The sequence below is a fragment of the Flagellimonas marinaquae genome, assembly GCF_023716465.1.
In the GTDB taxonomy this organism is placed as follows: Bacteria; Bacteroidota; Bacteroidia; order Flavobacteriales; family Flavobacteriaceae; genus Flagellimonas; species Flagellimonas alginolytica.
The window spans coordinates 963655-981375 of sequence record NZ_CP092415.1 but is presented as its reverse complement, the minus strand read 5'-3'; the positions used below and the strand labels follow the sequence as shown (position 1 = coordinate 981375).

Annotated in this window: 13 protein-coding genes and 1 tRNA gene; 5 read left to right on the top strand and 9 right to left on the bottom strand. The window is 42.3% G+C overall.

Going from position 1 to position 17721, the window contains the following annotated elements:
- Positions 1-345: 345 nt before the first annotated feature.
- The gene (locus tag MJO53_RS04500; protein ID WP_252080630.1) at positions 346-1218 is read left to right on the top strand and encodes an alpha/beta hydrolase; all 873 of its coding nucleotides are present in this window, start codon (positions 346-348) and stop codon (positions 1216-1218) included.
- A 133-nt stretch (positions 1219-1351) separates the two neighbouring features.
- On the top strand, positions 1352-1588 hold the full coding sequence (locus MJO53_RS04495; protein WP_252080629.1) for a hypothetical protein: 237 nt from the start codon (positions 1352-1354) through the stop codon (positions 1586-1588).
- A 502-nt stretch (positions 1589-2090) separates the two neighbouring features.
- Here the strand turns inward: MJO53_RS04495 and MJO53_RS04490 are convergent.
- A tRNA-Met gene (locus tag MJO53_RS04490) sits at positions 2091-2163 on the bottom strand.
- Positions 2164-2276: 113 nt separating this feature from the next.
- On the opposite strand from MJO53_RS04490, the gene MJO53_RS04485 reads away from it, so the two are divergent.
- Entirely contained in the window at positions 2277-3641 is a 1365-nt protein-coding gene (locus MJO53_RS04485) for an alanine/glycine:cation symporter family protein (RefSeq protein WP_224836402.1), read from the top strand.
- The gene (era, locus tag MJO53_RS04480) at positions 3631-4512 is read left to right on the top strand and encodes a GTPase Era (RefSeq protein WP_224836450.1); all 882 of its coding nucleotides are present in this window, start codon (positions 3631-3633) and stop codon (positions 4510-4512) included. Before MJO53_RS04485 ends, era begins: the two co-directional genes overlap by 11 nt.
- Here the strand turns inward: era and MJO53_RS04475 are convergent.
- Positions 4509-5024 (bottom strand): GTP-binding protein, encoded by a 516-nt coding sequence (locus MJO53_RS04475; RefSeq protein ID WP_252080628.1) that lies wholly within the window; start codon positions 5022-5024, stop codon positions 4509-4511. The two genes, era and MJO53_RS04475, sit on opposite strands and share 4 nt — an antisense overlap.
- Positions 5025-5100: 76 nt before the next feature.
- On the opposite strand from MJO53_RS04475, the gene der reads away from it, so the two are divergent.
- A complete protein-coding gene (gene der, locus MJO53_RS04470) occupies positions 5101-6402 on the top strand; it encodes a ribosome biogenesis GTPase Der (RefSeq protein ID WP_252080627.1) in 1302 nt (433 codons plus the stop codon).
- Here der and pbpC read toward each other — a convergent pair whose 3' ends face one another.
- From pbpC to MJO53_RS04435, 7 genes are all read right to left on the bottom strand, one after another.
- The gene (gene pbpC, locus MJO53_RS04465) at positions 6403-8775 is read right to left on the bottom strand and encodes a penicillin-binding protein 1C (RefSeq protein WP_252080626.1); all 2373 of its coding nucleotides are present in this window, start codon (positions 8773-8775) and stop codon (positions 6403-6405) included.
- 6 nt (positions 8776-8781) lie between these two features.
- Positions 8782-14340 (bottom strand): alpha-2-macroglobulin family protein, encoded by a 5559-nt coding sequence (locus MJO53_RS04460; RefSeq protein ID WP_252080625.1) that lies wholly within the window; start codon positions 14338-14340, stop codon positions 8782-8784.
- Between the two features lie 179 nt (positions 14341-14519).
- Complete coding sequence (locus MJO53_RS04455) at positions 14520-15311, bottom strand: TPM domain-containing protein (protein WP_252080624.1); 792 nt, start codon at positions 15309-15311, stop codon at positions 14520-14522.
- Positions 15292-15729, bottom strand: coding sequence for a TPM domain-containing protein (locus MJO53_RS04450; RefSeq protein ID WP_224836408.1), 438 nt, complete (start codon positions 15727-15729; stop codon positions 15292-15294). The genes MJO53_RS04455 and MJO53_RS04450 overlap by 20 nt, the downstream gene beginning before the upstream one ends.
- 3 nt (positions 15730-15732) lie before the next feature.
- Entirely contained in the window at positions 15733-16332 is a 600-nt protein-coding gene (locus MJO53_RS04445; RefSeq protein ID WP_252080623.1) for a LemA family protein, read from the bottom strand.
- A 19-nt stretch (positions 16333-16351) separates the two neighbouring features.
- The gene (locus tag MJO53_RS04440; RefSeq protein ID WP_224836410.1) at positions 16352-16681 is read right to left on the bottom strand and encodes a MerR family transcriptional regulator; all 330 of its coding nucleotides are present in this window, start codon (positions 16679-16681) and stop codon (positions 16352-16354) included.
- A complete protein-coding gene (locus MJO53_RS04435; RefSeq protein WP_224836411.1) occupies positions 16681-17658 on the bottom strand; it encodes a M23 family metallopeptidase in 978 nt (325 codons plus the stop codon). Before MJO53_RS04435 ends, MJO53_RS04440 begins: the two co-directional genes overlap by 1 nt.
- Between the last annotated feature and the right edge of the window lie 63 nt (positions 17659-17721).

The window sequence follows — 17721 nt, the reverse complement described above, 5'->3', positions numbered from 1 at the left end:
ACTAATCTGCTAATGTATCATCAGAGAATTGAAATCAAACTGAATAATATCGTTGGTCCTAGAAAAACTCAGATTTTCAATTGATGTATATTTTAGAGTTTATCATTTTGGAACTTTTAATGGTCTACTGGATTTATAGAACAGTCAAGTATCGAAAACCAACTAAAAATAGCCCATATAGTTATCGGATTTTTGTCGGAAATATCGGTGTAGCAATACTTATGATATTTACTTTAATTTGGTTCGTGTCTAATAAGAAATCCTTTTTTGTGGAACTATGGGATTCGATAACAAAATGAAAACCGAATTGAGCTCAGTGAATAATAACCAAAGTTCAAAAAAACGATGAAAGAGTATAAATTGATACTTCTTGTTTCTTTACTTTCTATTTTCAGGTTAGCCAGTGCAACATTACCTGATTTTGAGACTATTAGTCATAAGTCTTCCGACACATTAATTCTGAAAACGGGCGTTTACACACATGCTTCTTTCAAAAGTGAAAGTAGGGGAAATGTGGATTTCAATGTATATCTACCTCCAACTTGGTCCAAAGATAGTTCAACAGAATATCCATTAATTATATTACTTCATGGTCAAAATGGAAGTGAATATTCCTTTGTTGATGCCCTGCCTGCGGACAGTCTAAACCATTGGGTCAAAACTGGAGCCATACCAGAAATGGTTGTGATTGCTTTAAGAGGAGGAGAAAACACCCGTGATATGCAATGGTACAGCGATGAAAATGTAAATATGATCACAAGCGAAGCAGAAGATGAATTAAGGAAATATTGCAATGAAAAATTCAATAGCACAATGGACAGCTCTAAAATCTCGATAATTGGTCATTCTAGAGGGGTTGCAGGTGCACTTAATTTTGCTGTAAACTATCCCAATAAGTTTTCTTCGATTGTATCCCTTTCCTATGTGAGTGATTATACAATTGAAGGTTTAAAAGAATCGGTTACCAAAAATCGTGAAAGCATTATAAATAGTAGTATCGGGATTCAGATGTACATTGGCAATGAAGATCGATTTGTTCTTGAAGCAGATAGAAGAGGAAGTTGGATAATTAATTCATATTTAAAGGAAAATGGTATTATAAACAAGCTAATAACAATAGAAGACACTTCTCATGATTTATCAGAACTATTCGAGTATCCAAATGGTTTAAATTATTTTGCTTTCTGCTCCAAAATGTGGAAAAAAGTAAAGGAATAAAATATATGAGAAATAATAGCTCCTTAAGGCAGTCTGAATAATTAATAGTTCAAAAAAACGATTCACAAAAAGCTTTTATCTGCTGTGTAGCACGATTTTTGTAACTTTATATCAAAGTGATATTCCAATGAACATGTCAGAATCAAAATCCACAAAAAAAGAACTGGTAGGTTGGATAGAGTCCCTAAAGGATGATACGATTTTAGGGCTTTTGAACTCGGTAAAACTTTCAAGTGAGGGAAAGTCAGGTGACTGGTGGGATGAACTTACAGAAAGTGACAGGGTAAATATTCTTTCAGGAATACGGGACTTTGAGCAGGGTCTGGCGATGAGCTCAAAAGATTTTTGGAACGGCTTGGCCAATGGTTAAACAGTATGAGGTCAAATGGACCGAAAGGTCGTTATCCAACGCATTGGAGATTAAAGCATATCTAAAAAAAGGTTCAGCGGAAAGGAAATAGTAAGATTTGAGGAACTTTTGAGGCAATTTGAGAATACTGTATCCAATTTTCCAACGCTTTATCCGGAATCACAAAAACAGAAATCGTTAAGACGAGCTGTCGTCCATAAAAACACTACCGTCTATTATATTTTCAAAGAAGATAAGGTCACGATCATTGCTATGAAAGATAATAGACAGCTCAAACCGAGTCGCTAAAGTTCAAGTAAACTGTGATTTCCTTTAGATAGAACTGCATTTTTTCCAATTTTACCAAGGTTATTGTCTTTGATTTCTTGTTCCCTAATTCATAATCCACCAAAAAACACCAATTTTTTTGTGCCAAAATAAAAAAGTTTGGATTCTGTACCTATTCTGTACCCATGGTAAAAAAGAAAGGCCCCCGATTTCTCGGAGGCCTTGCCTGCTCTAGTAGCGGGGACTGGACTCGAACCAGCGACCTTCGGGTTATGAGCCCGACGAGCTACCTACTGCTCTACCCCGCGATGTGGACGGCAAATATACAACCGTTTTTCTGTCTTTTCCAAACTAAAATTAATATTCCTGTATTCAATAGGGGCAATCCGTTCAAAATCCATAAATTGGACATTTTTACTTTATGGACGCAATCAACGATTTTATCGCATCACTTTTGCCATACACCGAGTGGCCCATGTTAATATTGTTAATAGGTGGTGGACTATTTTTGGCCTTTTACTCAAGGTTTGTACCCTTTCGTCATTTTGGCCACGCCATTGCTGTAGTATCCGGCAAATACGACGACAAGAATGCCAAGGGAGATGTAAGTTCGTTCCAAGCGTTATCGGCAGCAGTTGCAGCAACTGTGGGGCTCGGAAATATTTCCGGGGTGGCCATTGCTATACACGATGGAGGTCCGGGTGTGGTTTTTTGGATATGGATGACGGCCCTTTTGGGAATGGGCATAAAATATTATTCCGGAAGTTTGGCCATAATGTACCGCGGAACCGATTCGGATGGGCATATGCAAGGAGGCCCCATGTTCTACATTACCAAAGGGATGGGCAAATGGGCAAGGCCCATGGCCATTTTTTTTAGTATTTGTGGATTGTTCGGCTTTTTGGGCGTATTTACCGCCAATCAGTTCACCGAAGCTTTTATGGGCGTCGTGGAGCCGCACGAAACCATTTGGGCAACTAGTGAATACAATTGGAAGTTGGGTATAGGATTCTTTTTGGCAATTGTTACATCCATCGTAATATTTGGGGGACTGAGCAAAATAGCCAAAGTAGCATCGGCCATTGTACCATTTATGGTAGGAGTATATCTTTTGGCGGTAATTTTTGTAATGGCCAGCAATGCAGGAGAAGTTTGGCCCGCCCTAAGAATGATTTTGGTAGAGGCCTGGAATTTCGATACCATGGTCACAGGTGGCTTTTGGGGATTGGTGATCGTTGGGGTGCGAAGAGCCATGTTCTCCAACGAAGCAGGTTTGGGTAGTGCGCCTATGTACCACGGACAATCCAGAAACAATGAGCCCACCAAAGAAGGATTGGTTGCCATGTTGGGTCCCTTTATCGATACAATTTTAGTATGTACCTTTACCGCGGTGGTAATTATCTTGAGCGGAGCCTACCTTGAGGATTGCAGTGGTATTGTAATGACCATGTCCGCTTTCGAAACAACACTATATGGTATAGGTGATGTATTGTTGATGGTCATTGTGTCCGCATTCGCATTGTCGACCCTATTTACCTATTCGTACTACGGAGTTAAAAGTCTTTCATTTTTGACGAACGCCAAGATTGGAAAATGGTACAATGTATTTTTTGTGGTAATGATCGTTTTTGCTTCGATTGCATCGTTGACCTTGGTAAAAAATCTGATCGATCTCTCGTATGCACTAATGGTAATACCCAACATGATTGCAGTACTTTATCTTGCACCAAGGGTAAATGCAGCATCCAAACAATATTTTGAAAAAAGAAAAAAAGGTGGCGCATAAGTCTGGATTTGTAAATATTATCGGTAACCCCAACGTGGGTAAATCAACATTGATGAATGCCTTTGTAGGTGAAAAATTATCAATAATTACCTCAAAGGCGCAGACCACACGGCACCGTATTTTGGGAATTGTGAACGGTGAGGATTTTCAGATGATTTTGTCCGACACGCCCGGTATCATCAAACCCGCCTATGAGCTGCAAACGTCTATGATGGACTTTGTAAAATCCGCTTTTGAGGACGCAGATGTATTGCTCTACATGGTTGAAATAGGGGAAAAGGCCCTTAAAGATGAGTCCTTCTTTAAAAAAATACAGAACAGTAAAATACCAGTGTTATTGCTCCTCAATAAAATTGATACATCTGACCAGCAAAAGTTGGAAGACCAAATGCAATACTGGCAAGAGCAGCTGCCCAATGCCGAAATACATCCTATCTCCGCTTTGGAAAATTTTAATGTGACCGAAGTTTTTAACCGTATTTTGGACTTATTGCCCGAAGCACCTCCATACTATCCAAAAGATCAGATTACGGACAAACCGGAACGTTTTTTTGTTAATGAGACCATCCGTGAAAAAATCCTACTGCACTATAAAAAGGAGATACCGTATTCTGTAGAAGTAGAAACTGAAGAGTTTTTGGAGGACGAAGACATTATCCGTATCCGTTCAGTGATTATGGTGGAGAGGGATACCCAAAAAGGTATTATTATAGGTCATAAGGGGAGTGCCATCAAAAAAGTAGGGGTGGAGGCCCGAAAAGACCTCGAAAAATTCTTTGCCAAACAAGTACACATAGAACTATATGTAAAGGTGAACAAAAACTGGCGAAGCAACTCCCAACAACTTAGGCGCTTTGGTTACAACGGTTAGTCCTCGTTGCTGATTTGCTCAAAAGGAGCAATAGCATCCCTTATAAACTGTTTTAGTTGTTCCATTTGTCCTCTTCCCTTGGATTTTCCCAAGCGGCCAAAAGCATAGAGCGCGAACCAAATCACGACCAAAAAGCACATGCCCACCAACCATAGGGTAATATCTTTTCCTAAAGAATAGTTGGAATAGGCAAAAATTCCCATAATTATAAAAAGGGTTCCGACCCCAAAATGTAGGAACATAAAAAATGTCCATAACGTAGGATTGGGCCCGAACACGCCCCGTATGTTGCTCACTCCTTTTTCAAAAGAAGAAAGCTCCAAATGTAGTTGGGGGGTCCAAAAGGTGGTCTCCGGTTTTTTAAACTTGATAAAAATATGCTCATCAAGCCTTTTAATGTCAAAAGGTGAATTATTTATCCCATCAAAAACCTGCTCCAGCTGCTCCAATTCGGTGCGTAGGGACAGGCGAAAACGGGGCCGTAAGACAATCTCGTTGGTAAGGTCGCTCATAATCATTTGAAAATGATCAAAAAAGGTATCATTTTTTCTTCATAATAAATGGTATTTTTGCCAAAAATTAAACCTGATGGGAGCTATCGTAGCCATTGTAGGAAGACCCAATGTTGGGAAGTCCACCTTTTTTAACCGACTAATTCAACGCCGTGAAGCTATTGTGGATGCTGTTTCCGGTGTTACACGCGACCGTCATTATGGGAAAAGTGATTGGAACGGCAAAGAATTTTCTTTGATCGACACCGGAGGTTATGTGGTGGGCAGCGACGATATTTTTGAAAAAGAGATCGATAAACAGGTAGAACTGGCCATTGATGAATCTGATGCCATTATTTTTATGGTAGATGTGGAATCGGGGGTAACAGGAATGGACGAGGATGTGGCCAAACTGCTTCGTCGGGTGGATAAGCCTACCTTTTTGGCCGTAAACAAAGTGGACAATACCCAACGTATCGCCGATGCCGTGGAATTTTATTCCTTGGGATTGGGTGAGTATTACACACTTTCAAGTATTAATGGGAGCGGTACAGGTGAATTGCTGGATGCCCTTGTGGAGGTTCTTCCAGATGATGTGGAAGAAGAAAGCGAACTGCCCCGATTTGCGGTCGTAGGTAGACCAAATGCCGGGAAATCATCCTTTATCAATGCACTGATAGGCGAGGATAGGTACATCGTTACCGATATTGCAGGGACCACCCGTGATAGTATCGATACCAAATATAATCGTTTTGGCTTTGAATTCAATTTGGTGGACACGGCAGGTATCCGTAGAAAATCCAAAGTAAAGGAAGACTTGGAGTTCTATTCCGTAATGCGATCCGTTCGTGCCATTGAACACTGCGATGTATGTATTTTAATGCTCGATGCCACCCGGGGTTTCGACGGACAGGTACAGAATATATTTTGGCTCGCGCAGCGCAATAATAAGGGAATCGTGATTTTGGTGAACAAATGGGATTTGGTGGAAAAAGAGACCAATTCGGTAAAGGAGTACACTAACAAAATAAAAGAAGTAATCTCTCCATTCGAAGATGTGCCGATTCTCTTTGTATCCGTATTGAACAAACAACGAATATTTAAGGCAATCGAGACTGCCGTAGAGGTGTTTAATAATCGTTCAAAAAAAATACCTACTCGTAAATTGAACGATATCATGTTGCCCATCATTGAAAAAACACCTCCGCCATCCACTAAAGGGAAGTATGTAAAAATCAAGTTTTGCACCCAATTGCCCACACCGTACCCGCAATTTGCATTTTTCTGCAACTTGCCGCAATATGTGAGAGATCCTTACAAGCGATTCTTGGAAAACAAGATCAGGCAAAATTTTGACTTTACCGGCGTTCCGATGACCATATTTATGCGTAAGAAATAACTATTCGCCAGAGGCGTAGCGTACTTCCACTTCTTGCTGTATCCGGTTTCCTTGATTGTCGACTGCGGTGAGCATGTATTCACCAGGTTCGATGGGTATAACCAATTCATGGAAATTCTCTGTTTTGCCAACAAACACCTCGTCCAAATACCAATAAATAATGGTGTTGGATTGTTGGTGGGCCAATTTTAGAATGATTTCCATTCTTTTTTCGCCCAAATCCTTTGGTAATAGCACAGCTTCATAAGGTTTGGGGTAGATAAATTCCATCAAATTGTTTTCCAATGCAGAACAACCTTCCATGTAAGGAGGCAAAGGCTTGTAGTTTGGATTCGAAGAAGCATAATAATATTCCAAAATGGGAGGTAGCACCAACCAATTTTTAGCTACCATGTCTTCTAACGGGTAGCACTCGGAGTTAACTCTAAAGTGTTCCGACTTATCTAAAAACACCTGCTGATGATAGGGGCAGGGACGACTTCTTGTTCCGTGGGTAGGCACCCATTCTTTTTTGATGTCATCGCAATACACCGAAGCACGAAAGCCACTTTGGGCACATACCTCTATCTCCACAAGATCATCTAAAGGTTTTTGAAACCAACTACTTTGTGGTAGTGCGGCCAATACATCAAATAGTATGGGTGCAGCTGCTGTGATTCCGGTTAGCCCAGGTCTTCCCTCCCCATCGGCATTGCCCGCCCAAACCCCGATGGCATATTTTGGGGTGACACCAACGGCCCATGCATCCTTAAAACCAAAACTTGTTCCAGTTTTCCAAGCAACGGGTTGAGAGGAATCGAAAAACTGCCAATTTTCGTCACCCTCGGGCCGATTGACCTCATACATTGATTGGAAAGTGCTGAAAATAGATCCTGCGCCAAAAACCAAGGGGTCAAATTGTTCTTTGCCAAAATCCATTGTTTCATGTTGTAAATAAGTAGCTTCGGTAAATTCCCGACTCCTGTACGTGCTGGAATGTGTCAAAAAATAATTCAGGCTGGAGGCCATGGAGGCATAGGTGGAGGTTACTTCCCAAAGGGAGCTTTCCGCACCCCCGAGAATCAAGGACAGCCCATAATGGGAAGAAGGCCTATCCAAGGATTCCATATTCATCTTATGGAGCTTATTGTAAAATTTTTGAAGCCCATATTCCCGTAACAACCGAACAGCCGGTACATTTAAAGAGCGTGATAACGCTTTGCTCGCAGGCACCGCACCTGCATGTTTTAAATCAAAATTCTGCGGATGGTACCCATTGATTACGGTCGGGACATCTTCCACAAGCGTATGGGGCAACAATTGGCCCTCATCCAAAAGCGAAGCGAATAAAAAGGGCTTCAACGTACTGCCGGTACTTCTTTTCTTGGTGATAATGTCCACATAGTTGGCGTGTGTTTTATCGGAAGGTGAATTTCCCACATATCCGATTACTTTGCGGGTCTCCACATCGAGCACCAAAATGGCCAGGTTATGGATCTCGTTGCTTTGCAATCGCCGATAATGTCTTTCGGCCAAAGTGTTCAGCTGCTGCTGTAGCGACCTGTCCAAGGAAGTGGAGATGCGTTGGCCGGGATGTTCATTTCGGATACGCTCGGTAAGATGAGGTGCTATATCCGGCAAAGGCACTGGTTTTTGTGGAAGTGGCTCGGCAATGGCCAGCTCGTAAGTGGTTTGGTCAATGATTTCTTTCTCCCATAGTTTTTTCAATAATCGATTTCGTTTGTCCAAAAAAGCCTGTTCGTTTCTTCCCGGGAAAATTAGGGCAGGTGCATTTGGCAAAACGGCCAAGGCGGCAGATTGCCCCCAGCTCAACTCATGGGCAGGAATTCCAAAATACCGCCAAGCCGCTGTCTCCAATCCTACTACATTGCCTCCATATGGAGTATGAGATGCGTAGAGTTCCAAAATTTCTTCCTTAGAGTGGCGTAATTCTAACCGTGTGGCCATAAATACCTCGATGAGCTTTTCCCAATAGGTCCTACTTTGGTTTTTTCTGCTCAATCGGATAACCTGTTGTGTAATTGTGCTGCCTCCCCGCCGTGTTTCTTTGGTGAGATTATGCCCAATGGCCTTTAAAATGGATATAGGATTAAAACCGGGATGCCGATAAAAGTACTCATCTTCAAATAGCAAAATACTTTGTTTAAAGCGTTCCGGGATAGAATCAATTTGTGGGAAGGACCATTGGCCATCCTCCGCAATGCGTGCTCCGATAAGGAAACCATCGGAACTGTCCACAACGGTTGAGGTCGGGTCTTTGAAGAGGGTTTTGGGCAGACAAAACAACCATAAAACCAAAATGATGCCCAGAACACTGAGCTTAATTTTATGGTCGACTAGGATTCTTTTTACTGGCGCTAAAAATTCACTCATGCAAGGTTACCGAACTATTTTGACCCATTGCCCTTTATTGCGGGCTTGGTAGTTGTTGTCGTACATGGCTTCGGCCTGGGCACCAGGTAAATAGTAATCACCCAAAAAGGATGCATTCAATTTAATGGTAAAGGTTTTGGATTTTTTGGCTTCCAAATCAAAATAGAGGTGCGTACGATCGTCTCTGGTATCTACATAGTCCGCTGAGGATGTGTTTGTGCTGCTTCCTCCGGCAAATGATGTGTCCACGATTTCCCAGCCACTGGGCACAATATGGGTCAATGCGATATTCTCCACAAAATCATTGGAATTATTAAAAACCGTCACTCTTGCTTCAAATTCTGTACCTTGTCGTAGTTCGTTTACATTAACGGAATTGCCAAGCGGGTCCACGTAGCTGACCGATAACCTTAGGTTTTGCTGTTGCGCCAATTCTTCACCCACGGGCAATTTTCCTGATTGGGTCAGTGTGGCATAAATAGTATTGCCTTGGTTGTTCTTTATTTCAATTTCTTCTTTGAACTTGGTTACGGAGAGTTCCCTTTGCGCTATGGCCCTATCTGTTTTTACCGCTATACTTTTTCCGTTATTGGTAAAAGTAAGGTCAAGGGACTTCCCACCGTTTTTAGCCACCATTTTGGACATGGCTAAGAGGGCAAATGCTGTTTCTTGAGTGCTGTACCATTGCTGTGATGATAAATTTTTGGCTAAGGAAACAGCTAATTCCCGTTGTTGGGAGTCGTTTAAAATTACCATGGTTTCCAATGCCATTGCTCGGTTTCTGAAAACTGAACCATAGGTTCTGTAATTGTAATTATTGGGTTTAAAGTTGATGTTTGCCTTTTGTGCTAGAGCTTGGGCTACCTCTTTTTTGCCAACCAGGGCATAGGCTGCTGCCAATCTCCATTTGGCCTCGTTGCTAAGATTCACGGTTTCACGCAAGCGATTCATTGCGGCCAGTTCTGGTTGTTGCGCCAATGCCAATGTGTACAAACGATAGGCTTGCGAAACATCATCGTTATAATAAGTCGCCTGATTACTCCATTGGCGAGCGGCGTTTTTTTGATAACGTAACCAATTGCTCAAGAAAGTCAATGGGAGCTGGTAGCCCTGTTTTTTGGATTCCAACATAAAATGGCCTGCATAGGAAGTTCCCCAATCATCGGCATTCCCGTACCCGGGCCAATAACTCAATCCTCCATTCGGGATTTGAAAATCGCCTAGGCGTGTTATAGCGGCTTTTATGTTTTTTTCGATAGCCTTCTTTTTGTCAAAAGTGATATCCAATACATCGCCCAAAAATAATTGTGGGAATGCTGCCGAAGTAGTCTGTTCTACACAGCCATGTGGGTATCGTAACAAATAATCCATACGCTTGGAGAAATCCATGGGAGGGAGAGTGGAGAATTCGATGAAGGCCTCATTTGTGCCCGATGTCCCAAAAGTCTCCATTGAAATGATCTGTGAGCCATTGGCGTCCAAAGTATATAGTTCACTTTTTGTGGTGAGGGGATTGGGGTTCTCCACGTCAATTTCGGTTTCGTTACTGGCACGTTCGCCAGCCCCCGAAGCGGTCACTTTTATCGTCTGGAACGATGTTGCCGGGTTGACCTTAAAGTCGAAATTCACGATTTGCTCCCCAACGGCATCAAAAGTGATGTTTTTTGAAGTACCGTTGATAGGTTCCAATGCTTTTCCTGGATCAATACTGACCTTTACGTTTTTAATTTTGGATTCCATGGCAAAAACCGTAACAGGAATGGTCACGGTTTCACCAGGTGATAATTTTCGAGGAATAGAGGTCAAAACCATTAAAGGTTTACGAACGGGCGCTGTTTTTTCGGCATTGCCATAAGCGCTGTTCGGGTTTCCTGCAACCACCATGGTACGAACAGAACCCACGTAGTTCGGCATATCGATGGTGTGCGACACTTTTTCCCCTGCCTTTAAGGAAAATGGACCCAAATAGGTGACGACAGGTTTAAAACGTTGTGCTTTACGATTTTTGGCTCCTGCTCCGATACCGCCCCCACCAATGGCGTATATATTATCTGCGCTAACAGAGTACGCTCCCATGACATCATCAAAAATATCAAAGGTTTTTACACCTAAGGCTTGTCGGGCATAGAACGAACTGTGAATATCGGGTGTAGCAAAACGGGTCAAATCCAATAGTCCTTCGTCCACTACGGCCAAGGTATAGGTCATAGGTTTTTGGTTGGCTTCGGAAATTGTGACCTTATAGGGTTTTTCAGGTGCCAGTACCTCGGGCATATCGATTTGTGGTTTCAACAAGGTGGCCGGATTTTCTACCATAACAGGAACAACCCCGTACAATCGTATGGGAAGATCGTTTTTGGCTTTGCTGTGTGGTTGTAAAAGTGATATGTTGATGTAGGCATTGGGTGCCATTTCGGCCGTAATTGGAATGGTAGCTCTAGTCTCTTTGGCTGAGGTTTCTATCCATTGTTGGGAGAGTACCTCGGTACCGTTTTCAATACTTAGTAAGGCTCGGCTTCCAGTGTCGGAGGGAAAAGTTACAGCTACTTCTTCCCCAAGGGTATATTTTTCCTTATCGGTGGAGAAAATCAAGATTTTTGAACTTTCGGTATCGGCTGTGGCAGGTCTGCGCCACCAATTTCGGTAAAAATAGGTGGTACGTCCTGTCGCATGGCCGGAGACCTCGTCAATAACACGAATCAAGTAGCGTCCACCCTCCTCGTCGGGAATATTGATGTTGAAGTTGGCTGTTCCGTTACTTCCCGTGGTTAGGCTCATTTCTTTAAATGGACGATGAACGGTAGCGTTTTCGTAGCGCGAAAGATTATCGTAACCGCGGTTCCACCACCAGCGCCATTCAATTTTAAATACTTGGACTTTTAATTTTCGGTTGCCCGATGGGTTACCTTGGGCATCAACAGTCACCACATCAAAGGTGTTGTTCTCATCCGTTAAAAATGAACCGTATTGTTTTGCTTCGGGTGAACGGAGGCCCACAAAGTTTGAAAATGGAGCCAGATTTTTTGAAAACACATCAATGGAAAAATCTCCTCCTCCTTCAAAAACCTTGGTGGTAAAGGTAGCTTTCAACATGCCCGGGGCATTTCCGTTTACATTAATTTCTTTATTGATGTTGAGTACACCGTTCGCATCCAATTTGGAAGAAATCCACTGTAACTCGGTTTCGTTAAAAGTGCGAGCGGGGTCTTGGAAAATAAAATCTTTATACTTGGGGAAAGCGGTTGCCGTTTGACTCAAAGTGGCGTTAATGTCTATTTTAAGATTGCGGGCCGGAGCGCCGTGCAACCATTTTACCGTGGCCTTACCTTGATTATTGGTGTTGACTTCGAGTACTTCATCATCAAAAGTAAAATCCACTTTTAAACGGTTGGGCTTTACTGTTGCCACTTTTAAGGTTTTATTGAATTGGGCACCTCCCACTATTACTTTGGCTGACCAATTTCCGGTAGGTGCCGTTGCATCTGTTGGGATGGGGAAGTAATAAAAGTTCTTTTCTTTTTTGGCGTACAGATTATCGGAAACGGGAGTATTTCCTTCTTTTAAAACGTTGCGCTGTACCAGTTTTCCCCGAGCATCGGTTACTTCCAGGGTCACTGGGTGTCCTTGGGGCAATGGGTTGGCGTTATCATCCAAAGCGAATGTTAAATGGATCACATCACCTGGTCGGTGAACCCCTCTTTCAGTATAAAGAAAGCCTTTTAATCCTTTTTGAAGTTGCTCGCCGGACACATCGAATTTACTAAGGGACAGTGCATTGCCGTCCGATAACTTGGCGTATGCAAAATTATTGTTGCTTTCGGCAACCGCAAAGGCGATACCTTTATCGCTATCGTAAACAGATAGGCCGGAAGCATCTGTTGTAACCTCCCCAACAAGTTGTTGTTGGTAATTATAGAGTTTTATTTTTGCATTGGCCACCGGCTGGGTAGTGAGCAAATTAGTTACTGCAAAATAATGAGAGCGATTATTGCCTTTTTTAACAATTAAGCCCAGATTACTTCCCAATAAATTGGTTGCAGCTATCCTATCGTAGTTGTAATAGGCCGAATGACACGGGTTATCGCGTTCTTCCCAATTATAGTTGTAGTTTCTATAATTGTATATTTCGTTGTTCCAATATTGCTCTTCCAGTGATTCATCGTCCGAACTTTGTTCCAAAGTATAGTCATTGACGGATTCTTGGGTTGACGCTGCTTCGCCACAATCGTAAGTGGTGTGTTCCTTATTGAAACTGAATTCTACGCGGTACAATGATCCCGGGTTCACGTTTATCAATTCGGATAAATCCAATCCGTGGGCTTGCCAATAACTGTTGTTTTCGTTGCCTTTCTTTGTTAAGGGAATCACTTTGTAGGCCACTCGGCGACCAACAGGTCTAAAATCCGGGCTGTAGTTTTCCGTTAGGTCGTAATTTTGAAGATACTGGAGCATATTGTCCTGATACACCTGTATTACTCGAACTTCTACTGCAGAAAGGTTTACGGTTTCAAAATAGATGGGAGTAGCGTTTGCTTTGGGTAGGATCGTACCTTTCGAAATTAAACGGACCGCTGGTTTTAATTGCTCAAAAGAGACCAGTTCCGAAAAATCGTTTTTAAGCGTAAAACCGTATTCACTCTTAATCCCTTGAAAAGCGTTTATGCGTACTTCGCCCAAAATCCTATTGGAAGGATAAACGCTCAGTACATTCCCGTTGATTTCATATCTAAGGCTTTCGGCATTTTCAATGGTTACCAATCCATTTAGGTTTTGATCTTGTTTTAAGGGCTCCGAGAAATTAAGTGTCAATACGGCATTGGGTGCAGATGTGGTTCTTGCATCAATGATCACAAACTTGTTTTTACCCGGTATGGTGTAAGTTTCCGAACCTTTATTGTCGATATTGTAGGCATCACCGGTCCAATTTATAGCGAGTTCACTGTCCTCTGTTTTTCGGGATATACTATCTATCTTAAAGCTAAAATACTGTGCATTTTCATCGGTATTGTCCCATTTTACAGGGATGTTTTTTTCTCCCTGTTTTACGGATAGTACCGAGTTTATCTTGGATGCGTCCAATATATCCGAAGCATCCAAAGTACCGGTAAGGTATTGCCAATCTTTGTTATAGGATTGCAGATCACCCAAATTGATCCTAAAATTGGGTGCGATGGTCTTAAAACTAAAGATATAAGTCTTGAATTCACTATCAATATCCTCAAAAAGCTTGTTGAGCTTCAAATTAAGGGTGTATTCTGTGTTTGGTTTTAAATATTCCGAAGGTTGGAATAGAAGTTCCCTACCATTTTCAATCACTAGCTTTCCATCCACTTTTGGTGAAATTTTCAAATATTCCGATGGTAACTCTTGGGTCAATTCAAACTGATCCAATTGTTGTGCCAATACAATGGTGATTGGTTTGGAAATGCTTTGGTTCCCATTGGTATGGTAGCTGATGTAATCCTTGAACTTAAAAAGATTGTCGGTTTTGGTGCTGTTCTGTTTTTTACAGGCAGTGGCTAGGACAAATAGTGCAGCCACTAGTGTTTTAAATGACCGGGACATGTGCTGAATAGTGTTTAGTGATGAAAAATATCTAACGGCAAGATAATTAAAATTGCCCATGGGTGAGATAGAAATTGATGTATGGGCAGTTTGGGTTTATGAATGGATAAACACAATGTCCATTGCAAATTTTGGAGAAAAAGTACGGGGTCTTTTTGCTTTTAGGTTTACTCATAAACCTACCACCCCCCAGAGGCACCGCCTCCGCCAAAGCCACCCCCTCCGAAGCCACCACTGAAACCGCCTCCGCCAAAGCCTCCTCCGCTGCCAAAGCCACCTGAGGAACCTGAGCTACGACCCATATTACTGAGAATGATCATGTCCCAAATATCGAGCCCGCTACCTCGTCGGCCGCCTCTGCCGTTGCCTCCCCCTTTGTTTTTACGACTCCATAAAATAATAAGGATCACTATAAAAATGATAAAGGGAAACAGGATTTCAAAAGGAAACGGTCTTCTATTGCCAAAAGTTCTGTCCTCGGAAAATTCTCCGGTGAGCACTTTAAAAATGGCATCGGAGCCTTTGTCCAGACCACCATAATAATCACCTTTTTTAAATTCAGGGATAATTACGGACTCTATGATGCGTTTCGACATTAGATCGGTTAAACTTCCCTCCACGCCATAACCTGTATTAATGGCAATCCTACGATCGTTTCTCGCAAGTAACACCAATACGCCATTATCCTTTTCGGCCTGTCCAATACCCCATTTTTGTCCCCATTGTGCTCCTAAATAATTAATGTTCTCACCTTCTGTGGAACTTATAATGGCAACAACAATCTGGGTAGAGGTACTATCGGAATATCGAATCAGTTTTTGTTCCAAAGCATTGCTTTGCGAATCGGACAATAAATTCACATAGTCGTAAAGACTGGTTTCTTTTTGTGGTTTTTCGGGTATGTTAAATTGCCCCCAAGCAAGGGAGATACATAAAAAAAAGAGGAAAAAACTAGCCTTTGGATATCGCATTGTTCAGTTCGTTCTCATCATTTTGTTTCCATGGAAAATGGGCTTCGAGTTCCTTGCCAGCCATAAGAACACCTTCGACGATACCTTGTTTAAAATTTCCGTTCTTAAACTGGGAGGCAATAATATCCTTGGTGGTCTCCCAAAAACCTTTTGGAACTGCCCGGTCGATACCTTCTCCTCCGTAAATAACAAATTTTTTGTCGTCCACTGCAACGTAAAGCAGAACTCCATTGCCTTCTTTGGTGTTGTCCATTTTTAGGAAATGGAATAGTTGCTGCGCCCTGCTAAAGTGGTCTATTTTGGTGGATGCTTCAATATGTACCCGTATTTCTCCCGAAGTGTTCTTTTCTGCCTCGACAATGGCATTTATAATTTCACTTTCTTCCTCTGCGGTCAAAAACTCTTCTACCTGCGACATGGTTTAATTGAATTCGAAGTTTACATCCGGAGCATTTTCTGAACCTGGATCTGCGGAATATCTCGGCATTTCCTCAAAGCCAAACCAACCGGCAAGTAGTTTGCCGGGGAATTTTGAGATATGGACATCATAAATGTTCACCTTCTCGTTAAATCTATCCCGGGCAACATTGATTCGGTTTTCGGTGCCTTCCAGTTGCGATTGAAGCTCCAAAAAGTTCTGATTGGCCTTTAATTCGGGGTAACGCTCCACGGTAACGAGCAATCTCGATAGTGCAGAGGAAAGCCCTGTTTGGGCTTGTTGGAATTCCGCTAACTGTTCCGGTGTAATATTGTTGGCATCTATGTTGGTGGATGTTGCTTTGGCTCGTGCTTCGATTACATCGGTCAAAGTGCCTCTTTCAAAATCGGCGGCACCCTGAACGGTCTTTACCAAATTCCCGATCAAATCGTTTCTACGTTGGTAGGAGCTCTCCACATTGGCCCAAGCTGTTTTTGCATCTGCTTCGTATTGTACGGCCGTGTTGTTGAAACCTACTGCCCATTGGTATAGTCCAAAGACAATGACTAAGACAATAATCAAGGGGATTAACCATTTTTTCATTTTGCTATGGAATTAGTGTTTAAAGTTGATCTTTTATCTTGAGTAGTTCGGCCCTTACTTTTTGTAATTTTTGAATTACCTCGAAGTTGGACAGTACTTTTTGCTTTTCTTCTTTCAGATGGATTTTGGCTCCTTCGAGGGTAAACCCGCGTTCTTTGACCAAATGATAGATCAATTGAAGGTTCTGAATATCCTGCGGCGTGAATTTTCGATTGCCCTTGGCATTCTTTTTGGGCTGAAGTACATCGAATTCTTTCTCCCAAAAACGAATCAGGGATGTGTTCACCCCAAAGGCCTTGGCTACTTCGCCAATGCCATAGTATCGTTTTTCTGGCAGGTCTATGTGCATTAATCCAGTGATTGGTTCTCTTGGTTCGCCAACCTGAGCATGTTCTCAAATTCTTCAGCAGATAAACTTCCGTAGTAGAAGTTGATCGGGTTAATGCGTTCCCCGTCCTTGAACACTTCGTAGTGGACGTGGGGTGCTTGGGAGCGTCCCGTACTGCCTACAAAGCCAATGAGGTCGCCTCTTTTTACTTTTTGGCCTACGGTAACATTGTACTTGCTCATGTGCCCGTACAAGGAAATGTAACCATACCCATGGTCTATTCTTACGTGTTTTCCATAACCGGAAGACCTATTATCCGCCCGAACCACTTTGCCATCTCCGGTCGCATAGATCGGTGTGCCCCGTGGTGCCGTAAAATCCATGCCCCAATGCATTTTTCTAGCTTTGGTAAATGGGTCGGAACGCCAACCGAACCCAGAGGCCATTCGGGTAAGGTCTTCGTTGCTCACAGGTTGAATTGCCGGAATAGAGGCCAAAAGTTTTTCTTTTTCTTCCGCTAACTTGGCAATTTCATCCAAAGATTTGGATTGGATAACCATTTCCTTTTGAATAATGTCCAATCGTTTTGTGGCATCGATGATGATCTCTGAATTATTGAAACCTTCAAGGTCCTTATATCGATTGATTCCACCAAAACCGGCCCTACGCTGTTCTTCGGGTATGGGATTGGCTTCAAAATATAATCGGTAAATATTGTTGTCCCTATCCTCGATATTGGCCAAGACCTGTTCCATTTGGTCCATCTTGCGACCAAGGATCTCAAATTGGAGCTCATAGTTGCGTACTTCGCGTTCCAAGGAAAGTTCCTTTGGGGTATTCACCCAACGCGTATTCAAAAGAATGATGAGACCAAGAAAACCGAACAAGGCAGAACCCAGCAGAAACAAGAAAACATTCCTGTAGCGCTTGGATTTTTTGGGCTCTATCTTTCGGTACGAAAGCGTGTCCGGATCGTAATAGTACTTTACTTTAGACATGAATGGATTTTATCCTATTTTTGCTCACTCATTTTAAACAGAACAAACAAATATAAAAATTGT

Bases quoted from the DNA above. Each gene is read 5' to 3' on its own strand.
- MJO53_RS04500 (WP_252080630.1), top strand. From the start codon at position 346: ATGAAAGAGTATAAATTGATACTTCTTGTTTCTTTACTTTCTATTTTC.
- MJO53_RS04495 (WP_252080629.1), top strand. From the start codon at position 1,352: ATGTCAGAATCAAAATCCACAAAAAAAGAACTGGTAGGTTGGATAGAG.
- MJO53_RS04485 (WP_224836402.1), top strand. From the start codon at position 2,277: ATGGACGCAATCAACGATTTTATCGCATCACTTTTGCCATACACCGAG.
- MJO53_RS04475 (WP_252080628.1), bottom strand. From the start codon at position 5,024: ATGAGCGACCTTACCAACGAGATTGTCTTACGGCCCCGTTTTCGCCTG.
- der (WP_252080627.1), top strand. From the start codon at position 5,101: ATGGGAGCTATCGTAGCCATTGTAGGAAGACCCAATGTTGGGAAGTCC.
- pbpC (WP_252080626.1), bottom strand. From the start codon at position 8,775: ATGAGTGAATTTTTAGCGCCAGTAAAAAGAATCCTAGTCGACCATAAA.
- MJO53_RS04460 (WP_252080625.1), bottom strand. From the start codon at position 14,340: ATGTCCCGGTCATTTAAAACACTAGTGGCTGCACTATTTGTCCTAGCC.
- MJO53_RS04455 (WP_252080624.1), bottom strand. From the start codon at position 15,311: ATGCGATATCCAAAGGCTAGTTTTTTCCTCTTTTTTTTATGTATCTCC.
- MJO53_RS04450 (WP_224836408.1), bottom strand. From the start codon at position 15,729: ATGTCGCAGGTAGAAGAGTTTTTGACCGCAGAGGAAGAAAGTGAAATT.
- MJO53_RS04445 (WP_252080623.1), bottom strand. From the start codon at position 16,332: ATGAAAAAATGGTTAATCCCCTTGATTATTGTCTTAGTCATTGTCTTT.
- MJO53_RS04440 (WP_224836410.1), bottom strand. From the start codon at position 16,681: ATGCACATAGACCTGCCAGAAAAACGATACTATGGCATTGGCGAAGTA.
- MJO53_RS04435 (WP_224836411.1), bottom strand. From the start codon at position 17,658: ATGTCTAAAGTAAAGTACTATTACGATCCGGACACGCTTTCGTACCGA.